This window comes from Streptococcus mitis SK1080 (genome assembly GCF_000220085.1).
GTDB lineage: Bacteria > Bacillota > Bacilli > Lactobacillales > Streptococcaceae > Streptococcus > Streptococcus mitis_K.
Genome location: NZ_AFQV01000006.1, coordinates 199,103 through 210,573, shown reverse-complemented (window position 1 = coordinate 210,573; position 11,471 = coordinate 199,103). Strand labels below are relative to the sequence as shown.

Below are 11,471 nucleotides of genomic sequence, written 5' to 3'. Positions count from 1 at the left end.
TAGCTAGATATAACTAAGCTCAACGATTACAAACTCCTGTTTGCAGGAATCAGCCTCCTTGTCCTTCTAGGTCTCGGATTCTTGCTAAAAAACAAAAAAGAGAACTAAACTAGCCCTCCTATAGAAAAATCCCCCGAGCCTCAATGATTGGGGGATTAATTTTTGTACAATATTTGTGGTTATAATACATTTGATTAGGATTTTTTATTTAGCCTCTTTCATGGCAAAATAAGCCCGTACTTTGGGTGCTACTTGCATTCCGAATAGTTCAATAGCTCTCAGAACTTGGTCATGAGGCATGGAACCAAGCGGTAGATGGAGCATGAAACGGTCCAAACCTAAATCCTCAATAATGCGAATCAATTTTTCGGCCACCTGATCTGGATTGCCCACAAACATGGCGCCATTTGGCCCAACTTGCTCCAAATATTGCTCATAACGCAATTCCTGCCAGTGCGGACGATCTTTAGAAATAGCATCCACCACTTGCTTGGTCGGATGGAAATAATCTTTCACCGCCTGCTCGCCATCTTCAGCAATCCAGCCCCAAGAATGGGCTCCAACCTTTAGTTCATGACTGGTATGACCCGCTTCGCTACCAATCTCACGATAAGCCTGAATCAATTTTTTAAAATAACGAGGATTGCCACCGATAATGGCATAGACAATCGGTATACCTGCCTGAGCAATCTTCACTGTTGATTCGACATGACCACCTGTCGCTATCCACAAGGGTAATTTGTCCTGAACTGGACGAGGATAAACTTCCTTGCCAGATATTGTTTGGCTCAAGCGACCTTGCCAGTTTAACTTGGTCTTTTCATTGACTAACTGGAGCAAGTCTAATTTCTCATCAAAAAGGGCTTCGTAGTCTGTCAAATCATAGCCAAACAGAGGAAATGATTCCGTGAAAGAACCCCTTCCAGCCATAATCTCCGCACGTCCATTTGATAAAGCATCGATAGTGGCATACTGTTGGAACAAACGAATAGGGTCCATGCTCGAGAGAATGCTGACTGCGCTGGTCAAACGGATTTTCTTGGTATTGACTGCACCTGCTGCCAGGACAATCTCTGGGGCTGATACCGCAAAATCCGCTCGATGGTGCTCGCCAATCCCATATACATCCAAACCAACCTTGTCAGCCAGTTCAATCTCTGCTACCAACTGACGAATGCGTTCGGCATGACTGTAAGTCTGTCCAGTCCCTTCAAGCTCCGTTGTTTCCCCAAATGTTGAAATTCCCAATTCTACCACAGTGATTCTCCTTGTCTATTTCGGTCCTTCATTTTGAAAAATTATTCTAACACGAATCTTGACTACAAGCAACCGATTTGCTCAAAAGAAAAAGCCTAGATAACTAGACTTTTTAGCTTATTCTACCGTTACTGACTTAGCAAGGTTACGTGGTTTATCCACATCAAGGCCACGGTGGAGTGTTGCAAAGTAAGCGACCAATTGCGTTGGCACAACCATTGAAATTGGTGAGAGGTAAGGGTGGACGGTCGTAAGAACGATGTCGTCTGTATCTTTGGCAACATTTTCTTCTGCGATAGTGAGAACCTTGGCACCACGGGCTGCGACCTCTTGGATATTTCCACGAGTATGGTTGGCAAGGACTGGATCTGACAAGAGCGCCAAGACAGGTGTTCCTTCTTCAATCAAGGCAATGGTTCCATGCTTGAGTTCTCCTGCAGCAAAGCCTTCACACTGGATGTAAGAAATCTCTTTGAGTTTGAGACTTGCTTCCATGGCTACATAGTAATCTTGACCACGTCCGATATAAAAGGCATTGCGAGTTGTTTCAAGAAGCTCACGAACCTTGGCTTCAATGGTTTCTTTCTCTGAAAGAGTTGATTCGATAGACTGGGCTACGATTGACAACTCATGAACCAAGTCAAAGGCTTGCGCTTTGGCATTTCCATTTGCTTCTCCGACTGCTTTTGCAAGGAAGGCAAGGGCTGCAATTTGCGCTGTATAAGCCTTGGTTGAGGCTACGGCAATTTCAGGTCCTGCATGAAGGAGCATAGTATGGTTGGCTTCACGAGAAAGAGTAGAGCCTGGTACGTTTGTCACTGTCAAGCTTGGGATTCCCATTTCATTAGCCTCAACCAAAACCTGACGGCTATCCGCTGTTTCACCAGACTGACTGATAAAGATGAAGAGTGGTTTCTTGCTGAGAAGTGGCATACCGTAACCCCACTCAGATGAAATTCCAAGTTCAACTGGTGTATCTGTCAATTCTTCCAACATTTTCTTAGAAGCAAATCCTGCGTGGTAAGATGTTCCAGCTGCAAGGATGTAGATACGGTCTGCGTCTTGAACAGCCTGGATGATAGCTGGGTCTACTACTACTTGACCAGCCTCATCTGTGTAGGCTTGGATTAGTTTACGCATAACAGTTGGTTGCTCGTCAATTTCCTTGAGCATGTAGTAAGGGTAAGTTCCTTTACCGATATCTGACAAGTCTAGCTCAGCAGTGTAGCTAGCACGCTCACGACTATTACCATCATAGTCTTGAACTTCCACGCTATCAGCCTTGACGATTACCAACTCTTGGTCATGAATTTCCATGTATTGGTTGGTTTCACGAATCATAGCCATAGCGTCTGAGCAGACCATGTTGTAGCCATCTCCAAGACCAATCAAGAGTGGTGATTTATTCTTAGCTACGTAGATAACTTCAGGATTTTCAGAGTCAATCAAGGCAAAGGCATAAGAACCACGGATGATGTGAAGAGCTTTTTTGAAGGCTTCAAGAACTGACAAGCCATCTTCTTCTGCAAATTTTCCAATCAAGTGAACGGCGATTTCCGTATCTGTTTGCCCTTTGAAGTGGTGACCTGCAAGGTATTCTTCCTTGATTTCAAGGTAGTTCTCAATGACCCCATTATGAACCAAGACAAAACGTTCTGTCTCAGAGCGGTGTGGGTGAGCATTGTCCTCAGTTGGTTTCCCGTGAGTTGCCCAACGAGTATGTCCGATCCCAGTTGTTCCCTCAACACCAGCTGTCTTGGCAGACAATTCTGCAATACGACCAACAGCCTTGACTAGATGGTTTTCAGCACCACCTAGGACAAAAATTCCCGCAGAATCATAGCCACGGTATTCGAGCTTTTCAAGCCCTTGAATCAAAATATCAGTTGCATTTATGTTTCCAACAACACCAACAATTCCACACATAGTATATACGACACAGACCAGCTGTGCTTTCTCCTTAAAATTGGTATAGTCTAATTCCTCTTTTATAGAATCAGCAAAAACAGTATATACTTGTTTCTTTCACTTGTCAAGAGTAAAAATTGGTATAGTTAAAATTAACTTTTTTGTAACCAAAAAACTCTGACCAATTAGGATAATCAGTCAGAGTCCTTTTTAAAATCCATTATTATCGCTTAATTCCTTGAACCAATGCCCTGATTTTTTCAGACGACGTTCTTGCGTTTCCAAGTCTAATTCGACCAAACCATAGCGATTTTTATAACTGTTGAGCCATGACCAGCAATCGATAAAGGTCCAAATCAAGTAGCCCTTACAGTTGGCTCCATCTTCAATGGCATGGTGCAGTTCACGAAGATGACCTTTTACAAAGTCAATACGGTAATCATCTTGAATCATTCCATCTTGACGGAATTTTTCTTCCCCTTCAACACCCATGCCATTCTCAGTCAGCATCCACTCGATATTGCCATAATTTTCCTTGATATTTTGGGCAATATCATAAATCCCTTGCTCATAAATCTCCCAGCCACGATGAGGATTGATTTTACGCCCAGGCATCACATAAGGCTCGTAAAAATGTTCGGGTAAGAGTGGACTCTCTGGATGCTTAGCAAATCGAGGTGCCATAACACGCAAAGGCTGATAGTAGTTGACACCAAGGAAATCCACTGTATTGTCACGAATGAGATCCAACTCCTCCTCTGTAGTATCAGGCAAGAGACCGTATTCATGCAAGATTTCTACCAACTCCTGTGGATAAGTCCCCAAAACGGACGGATCTAAGAAGGATTGGGCCTGAAAGAGATCCGCAATCCGAGCTGCTTTGACATCAGCAGGATGCTGGCTACGTGGATAAGCCGGTGTCAAGTTGAGGACAATCCCAATCTTGGAATCTGGCAAGAGTTCATGACAGGCCTTAACCGCCCGACTGCTAGCCAATTGTGTATGATAAGCTACTTTAATGGCTGCCTCTGCATCCACCTTATGTGGATAATGGGCATCGTAAAAATAGCCAAATTCTACAGGAACGATGGGCTCGTTAAAGGTAATCCATTGATCCACTAAATCTCCATAAGTCTCAAAACAAAAACGAGCATAGTCTTCATAGGCTGAGACAGTCGCCTTATTTTCCCAACCATCACCATCCTCTTGAAGGGCAAAAGGCAAATCAAAATGATAAAGATTGACTAAAAGACGAATCCCCTTAGCCTTAATAGCCTCAAAAACCTTACGATAGAAATCCACACCTTGAGGATTGACTTCCCCACGCCCTTGTGGAAAAATCCGTGACCACTGAATAGAAGTCCGAAAGGCCGTGTGACCAGTTTCTAATAGGAGGTCGATATCCTGTTCCCAGTTTTCATAAAAGGTTGATGTTTTATCTGGACCAATTCCATTATAGTAACGATTTGGCTCTACTTGGTACCAATAATCCCAGAGATTATCTCCCTTACCGTCACCAGCTACACGCCCTTCTGTCTGCGGCCCAGAAGTGGAGGATCCCCAGACAAAATCCTTTGGAAATCTTAGCATACATTTACCTCTTTATCTACTCATTTTTCCCATTATACAGAAAAAACAAGGTAAAAACTAGTTACATTTTTTCCTTGTTTTTCTTCTGATTATAGTTTTTATTTCTTGCTGAGGATTTCAAGCGTTTCAAGCACGTTATCGGCATGAACTTCGATGGTGTCACCAGTCGCTTTAATCTTAACTTCTACAATGCCATCGGCTGCTTTTTTACCAACAGTGATACGGATTGGCAACCCAATCAAGTCACTATCGCTGAATTTGACTCCGACACGTTCATTACGGTCGTCTGTCAAGACTTCGTAACCAGCTTCCATCAAGCTAGATTCAAGTTTTTCTGTCAAGGCTTGTGCTTCTTCGTCCTTGACATTGACAGTAATCAAGTGCACATCAAATGGTGCCAATTCTTTAGGGAAATTGATTCCCCATGCGTAACGGTATTCACCTTTTGGCGTTTTGTTAACAAAGAGGCGAGCGTGTTGCTCCATCACTGCTGAAAGGAGACGGCTGACACCGATACCGTAACATCCCATGATAATTGGCACAGCACGGCCATTTTCATCCAAAACATCTGCTCCCATGCTTGCCGAATAGCGAGTACCGAGTTTGAAGATGTGACCAATTTCGATACCACGCGCAAAGTTAAGGACACCTTGTCCGTCTGGAGAAATTTCACCCTCACGAACTTCACGGATATCCACATATTCCGCAGTAAAATCACGACCTGGATTCACACCAGTCAAGTGGTAGCCATCTTCGTTAGCACCGACAACTGCATTGCGAACATCTTGCACCTTACGATCTGCAATGATTTTAATATTCTCTGGCAAACCAACTGGGCCAAGTGAACCAAATCCTGCTTGAACAAGATTCGCCACTTCTTCTTCGCTAGCAACGTCAAAGAAATCTGCTCCCAAGTAGTTTTTCAACTTAACTTCGTTGAGTTGGTCATTTCCAACTAGAAGGGCCGCAACAAGCTCACCATCTGCCATGTAGAAGAGGGTTTTAATCGTTTGTTCTTCTGGAACATTGAGGAAGGCTGCAACTTCATCAATTGATTTAACATCTGGCGTTGCAACACGAGTCACTTCTTCTTCAGCGACAACACGGTTGCTTGGTTTGTACTCGTTTGTTGCCATTTCTAAGTTAGCTGCATAGCTAGACTCACTTGAGTAAGCAATGGTATCTTCACCAGAAACCATCCATTTGAGCAATTCTGCCTTGATTTCTTCTTGCACTTCTGCAGGAATTTCATCAAATGAGGCAACTGACTTGTCCAAGACAACCCAGCGGTCAAGGTCTGTACGAGCAGGTGTAATGGCCATAAATTCTTGGCTGTCCTTACCACCCATAGCTCCACCGTCACCAATAATAGCCTTGAAATCTAAGCCACTACGAGTGAAAATTCGCTCATAAGCAGCCTTATACTCATCGTAAACACTGTCCAAGCTATCATAGTTAGCGTGGAAACTGTAAGCATCCTTCATGATAAACTCACGTGTACGGAGAAGTCCATTACGTGGGCGTTTTTCATCACGATACTTAGGCTGGATTTGGTAAAGGTTAAGTGGCAATTGCTTGTAAGACTTAACAGAATCACGGACAATAGCTGTAAAGGTTTCTTCGTGAGTTGGGCCTAGGATAAAGTCTGATTTTTCACGGTTTTTTAGTTTGTAAAGGTCTTCACCATAGGTTTCGTAACGACCTGATTCGCGCCACAATTCTGCACTAAGAAGGGCTGGAGCCAACATCTCAACGGCACCAATCTTGTCGAATTCTTGACGCATGATATTTTTAGCTTTTTCAATCACACGGTTGGCAAGTGGTAGATAAGAATAAACACCTGCTGAGACTTGACGAACATAACCAGCTCGCAACATAAGAGCATGGCTGATAACTTGAGCATCGCTTGGCATTTCGCGAAGCGTTGGGATAGGCATTTTACTTTGTTTCATAATATTCCTCGATTATCTAAAAAAGAGTCGCATGATGTCATTCCAAGTCACAGCAATCATCAAGACAACCATGATGACCACTCCGGCCAAGGTGACATAGGTTTCAATTTCTTGTTTCAAAGGTTTGCGGCGGATGGCTTCTAGGATATTGAGCACAATCTTACCACCATCCAGAGCTGGAATCGGAATAAGATTAAAAATCCCGATATTGATGGAAATTATTGCCAAGAAGTACAAAACATTCTCAATTCCATTTTTAGCAGCATCACTACTTGCCTTAAAGATGGCAACAGGCCCACCTAGCTTGTTCAAATCTGGTTGGAAAATCAGATTTTTCAGAGCTGATAGAATTCGGAGGGCCGAGTCGGCTGCAGTTGTAAAACCACCTACAAACATGGATAGAAAATCTGACTTAATTCCCGGTTGAACACCTAGAAGGTAACGACCTTGACTTTCTTCCGGAGTAACAGTGACTTGTTTGTCACTACCCTTTTCAGAAATAGTCACATCCAAGGTCGGGGCCGTCTTATCTTTGGTTTCTGATTCCACAGCCTGAATCAAACTTTCCCAGTTGCTAATCTCATGTGAGCCGATCTTGGTAATCTGAGCCGTTTCTGGCACTCCTACCTTAGCCAAGGCCCCTTGAGGCATAACATGGAACTGGTTGGTATCAACATCTCTGACACCACCCTGCATAAAGATTAAAATCCAAAAAACAACAATACCTAAGATAAAGTTATTCATAGGTCCTGCAAAGTTGGTAATCAGTTTGCCCCAGATAGTTGCATTTTGATATTGAACATCTAAAGGTGCAATCCGAACCTCAGTACCATCTGCTTCCACAACCGTTGCATCGTGATCCACTGCAAATGTTTTTTCTTCTTCCAGAACCAAGCCCTTGATAAAGAGCTTATCTTCAAAGTCAAACTGGGTCACCTGCATAGGAAGAGCTGTTTGATCCAATTTTTTACCTGAGAGATTGATGCGTTTAACCTTACCATCATCAGTAAGCGTCAAACTGACAGGAGTTCCTGTCTTGATTTCAGTTGTATCATCACCCCAACCGGCCATGCGAACATAGCCACCCAGAGGCAAGATTCGGATGGTATAGGCCGTCCCATCCTTGCCAATATGAGCAAAGATTTTGGGCCCCATACCGATGGCAAATTCACGCACTAGAATCCCTGATTTCTTGGCAAAGTAGAAGTGCCCGAACTCGTGCACCACCACAATAATCCCGAAAACCAGAATAAAGGTTAAAATTCCGAGCATAGTCTTTCCTCCGTCTTTTGATTAAAAGAGTCCAAATAAGTGCATGATTGGAAATACAAGCAACATACTATCGAAACGATCCAAAACACCACCATGCCCAGGGATAAATTTCCCAGAATCTTTGACACCAAAGTGACGCTTAATCGAGCTTTCTAGTAAATCACCAAATTGTCCAGCGACACTAAAGAAAATAGCAAAGACTGACATCTTGTAAATTCCATACGGAAGAGCAACTGTACTGTCAACTATCATAAAGATGATGGTTACTAAAATAGCACCTAAAATACCACCCAAGGCACCCTCAAAGGTTTTATTTGGAGAAACGGTCGGAGCTAGTTTTCGTTTACCATAGTTCATCCCAACAAGATAGGCACCACTGTCAGTCGCCCAGACGATACATAAGGCTAATAGTGCCTTATCTAACCCTGCAATTCTAGCATCTAATAGAGCATTAAAACCAAAGCCTACATAGAAACTCATAGCAAGAGGGAAAACAGCGTCCTCAATCGTATAAGACTTGCTAAACACAGTCGTTCCTAACATGATTGAAATCAATACACTATAAGCAACCACATTCCCATCAACTGGCAAAAAAGTCAGGTAATTCTCCAAGGGAATGGTCAAGGCGAAGGTTGCAAAGAGGGTCAAGAGGCCCTCCATCGTCATGGTCTCTAGACCTCTCATCTTCAAAAGTTCATGCATGGCTAGCATGGCTATGATTCCAATTGCTATCTGAAGCAAGAGTCCCCCAATCATTAAAATCGGTAGGAAAATAGCCAGGGCAATCCCTGCAAACAAGGTTCTTTTCTGTAAATCCTGTGTCATATTTCCTCCTAAACTCCTCCAAATCGGCGATGACGACGATTGTAGGCAAGAATGGCTTCCTGCAAGGCCGCCTCGTCAAAATCAGGCCACAAGGTGTCCGTAAAATAGAGCTCACTATAGGCTCCCTGCCATGGAAGGAAATTGCTCAAACGCAATTCTCCACTAGTACGGATAATCAAGTCTGGGTCTCGTAAGTCCTTAGGCAAATGCTGGGTAAAAAGATAATTACCAATCAATTCCTCTGTGATGTCACCTGGGTTGATTTTGGCATCTAACACATCCTGAGAAATCAACTTAAGAGCCTGTGTAATCTCAGCACGTCCACCATAGTTGAGGGCAAAATTAAGAATCAAACCTGCGTTGTTCTTAGTCAATTCCTCAGCCTTGGTCAGAGCTTCAAAAGTCTGCTTAGGCAGGCGGTCTGTCTCCCCAATCATTTGAATCTTAACATTATTCGCATGCAGTTCCGGGACATAATTATCATAAAACTCTACTGGCAAGTTCATGATAAACTTAACTTCCTGATCTGGACGGGTCCAATTTTCCGTAGAAAAAGCATAAACTGTAATCACCTTGACACCCAGTTTGTTGGCTGCCTTGGTCACAGTTTGCAATGCTTCCATGCCCGCCTTGTGTCCGAAAACCCGCGGTTGCATACGTTTTTTAGCCCAACGGCCATTGCCATCCATGATGATGCCGATATGAGCAGGAACCTGTGTCGGAACCTCTACTTCCACAGCCTTATCTTTCTTAAAAAATCCAAACATGATCTTATTCCTATTCAAAAATCTATCGTTTCATTATACCATATTTCCCCATTTTCTTCTATCACTAAGCTATTTATACTCTTCGAAAATCTCTTCAAACCACGTCAGCTCTATCTGCAACCTCAAAACAGTGTTTTGAGCAACCTGCGGCTAGCTTCCTAGTTTGCTCTTTGATTTTCATTGAGTATTATTCTCAGGCACAAAGCCCATTGCCAAAAAAATAAGCCGCCTGATTTGGCGACTTTATTTTTTATAGGGAGATTATTATGAAAAAGTTTTAGGAGTTTAAGTTAAGGTCTTCTTAACTTATGGACTTAGTATACACTTCCTAGCTTAAAGTTTCCTTAAGTATTTTTAAAAATCAAATTTTTCCATTTCTCCTGCCAATTTTTCTTGGATAATCGTGTTTGATAGAGCTTCATTCGGTCTTCATTTTCTAAGAAATGAGGAGTTGGACGAACTTGAAAATTCAAAATATCCTCCAAACCGTATGGAGTAAAGAGTTCCAAAACGGATTCTTCATTCAAGCTCAGTCCAACTGCCGTACACCGTTCTGGATACTTACTCATAGCATCACAAGAGCTGCTATAGGGAGCAGTATGAGGGCTGTGCTGGTGCATATAGACCTGATTTTTCAATTCCCACTGGTACTGAGGAAAGCCCTCTCTCAGCTTTTTCTCTAGGGACAAGGTTTCCTCATAAGAAATATCTGGATCAAAGAAAATTACATCTACATCTGTTTCACAGTCAAAAGGTGATTTATCCGACAAGAAATTCCAGATGAAATTTCTGACAGAACCCGCTGCCAACCACGAGTCTTTTAAGCCAAGATCTCGGATGATAGTCAGAATAGCCATCATATCTGGATTTTTTCTAAAAGCCTCTAGAATTTCTTGCTTATTTTTCATTGTACTCATACCCCAAATGCTCATATGCCTTAGCAGTCGCCACCCGCCCAGACCGTGTCCGCATGATAAAACCTTTTTGAATCAAGTAGGGCTCATACATGTCTTCCACCGTCTCACGCTCCTCTGCTATGTTAACAGAAAGAGTTCCTAGACCAACAGGACCACCACCGTACATCTCAATCATGGTCCGAAGGATTTTTTGGTCCACATAATCCAAGCCTTCATGGTCAACATCCAGCATGGTCAAAGCCTTATCGGTAATAAGATCATCGATCACCCCATTCCCCATAATCTGGGCAAAATCGCGCACGCGCTTGAGGAGACGATTGGCAATACGAGGGGTCCCACGACTACGCAAGGCCAGCTCGGATGCTGCCTCATGAGTGATTTCCATCTCAAAAATATCTGCCGTCCGCTCGACAATTTCTGTCAAGTCAGCATGAGCATAATACTCCATATGACCTGTAATCCCAAAACGTGCCCGTAGTGGATTTGAGAGCATACCAGCCCGAGTCGTCGCACCAATCAAGGTAAAAGGTGGCAACTCCAAATGAACGCTGCGACTGCCTTCACCAGCACCAATCATGATATCAATGTAGAAGTCCTCCATGGCACTATAAAGCACCTCTTCCACTGACATGGGCAAGCGATGAATCTCATCAATAAAAAGGACATCCCCAGGCTCTAAGTCATTCAAAATCGCTACCAAATCACCAGCTTTTTCAATGACTGGACCCGAAGTCTGCTTGAGATTGACACCTAGTTCGTTGGCAATAACAAAAGCCATGGTCGTTTTTCCCAAGCCTGGAGGGCCAAATAAGAGCACATGATCCAGCGCTTCATCCCGCATCTTGGCAGCCTCGATAAAGATTTGGAGCTGGTCCTTGACCTTATCCTGCCCGATATATTCACGTAAATACTGAGGACGGAGCGTGCGTTCTACTAACTCCTCATCCCCCATTATCTCATTATCTAAAATTCTACTCATGGCT

General features: G+C 43.3%; 10 protein-coding genes. 1 reads left to right on the top strand and 9 read right to left on the bottom strand.

Annotation, left to right across the window (positions count from 1 at the left end; all coding sequences use genetic code 11):
* Positions 1-9 precede the first annotated feature (9 nt).
* On the top strand, positions 10-108 hold the full coding sequence (locus HMPREF9957_RS13740) for an LPXTG cell wall anchor domain-containing protein (protein ID WP_369665123.1): 99 nt from the start codon (positions 10-12) through the stop codon (positions 106-108).
* Positions 109-204: 96 nt separating this feature from the next.
* Here HMPREF9957_RS13740 and HMPREF9957_RS04445 read toward each other — a convergent pair whose 3' ends face one another.
* The 9 genes from HMPREF9957_RS04445 to ruvB form a co-directional block, all read right to left on the bottom strand.
* Positions 205-1,257: an LLM class flavin-dependent oxidoreductase gene (locus HMPREF9957_RS04445; RefSeq protein ID WP_000229800.1), complete on the bottom strand. Its 1,053-nt coding sequence runs from the start codon at positions 1,255-1,257 to the stop codon at positions 205-207.
* Positions 1,258-1,374: 117 nt separating this feature from the next.
* Entirely contained in the window at positions 1,375-3,183 is a 1,809-nt protein-coding gene (gene glmS / locus HMPREF9957_RS04440; protein ID WP_000334241.1) for a glutamine--fructose-6-phosphate transaminase (isomerizing), read from the bottom strand.
* Positions 3,184-3,375: 192 nt separating this feature from the next.
* Positions 3,376-4,755 carry a 6-phospho-beta-glucosidase gene (gene bglA / locus HMPREF9957_RS04435; protein WP_000943532.1) on the bottom strand — a complete coding sequence of 460 codons (1,380 nt, stop codon included), beginning with the start codon at positions 4,753-4,755 and terminating at the stop codon, positions 3,376-3,378.
* Between the two features lie 98 nt (positions 4,756-4,853).
* Positions 4,854-6,707 carry a proline--tRNA ligase gene (locus HMPREF9957_RS04430; protein ID WP_000814055.1) on the bottom strand — a complete coding sequence of 618 codons (1,854 nt, stop codon included), beginning with the start codon at positions 6,705-6,707 and terminating at the stop codon, positions 4,854-4,856.
* A 12-nt stretch (positions 6,708-6,719) separates the two neighbouring features.
* Positions 6,720-7,979, bottom strand: coding sequence for an RIP metalloprotease RseP (gene rseP, locus HMPREF9957_RS04425; protein ID WP_000900672.1), 1,260 nt, complete (start codon positions 7,977-7,979; stop codon positions 6,720-6,722).
* A gap of 21 nt (positions 7,980-8,000) precedes the next feature.
* A complete protein-coding gene (locus tag HMPREF9957_RS04420) occupies positions 8,001-8,804 on the bottom strand; it encodes a phosphatidate cytidylyltransferase (RefSeq protein WP_000189851.1) in 804 nt (267 codons plus the stop codon).
* 8 nt (positions 8,805-8,812) lie between these two features.
* A complete protein-coding gene (locus HMPREF9957_RS04415; RefSeq protein ID WP_000466715.1) occupies positions 8,813-9,571 on the bottom strand; it encodes an isoprenyl transferase in 759 nt (252 codons plus the stop codon).
* Between the two features lie 344 nt (positions 9,572-9,915).
* Entirely contained in the window at positions 9,916-10,488 is a 573-nt protein-coding gene (locus HMPREF9957_RS04405) for a nucleotidyltransferase family protein (RefSeq protein WP_025170686.1), read from the bottom strand.
* A complete protein-coding gene (ruvB, locus tag HMPREF9957_RS04400) occupies positions 10,469-11,467 on the bottom strand; it encodes a Holliday junction branch migration DNA helicase RuvB (RefSeq protein ID WP_004242086.1) in 999 nt (332 codons plus the stop codon). Before ruvB ends, HMPREF9957_RS04405 begins: the two co-directional genes overlap by 20 nt.
* Positions 11,468-11,471 lie beyond the last annotated feature (4 nt).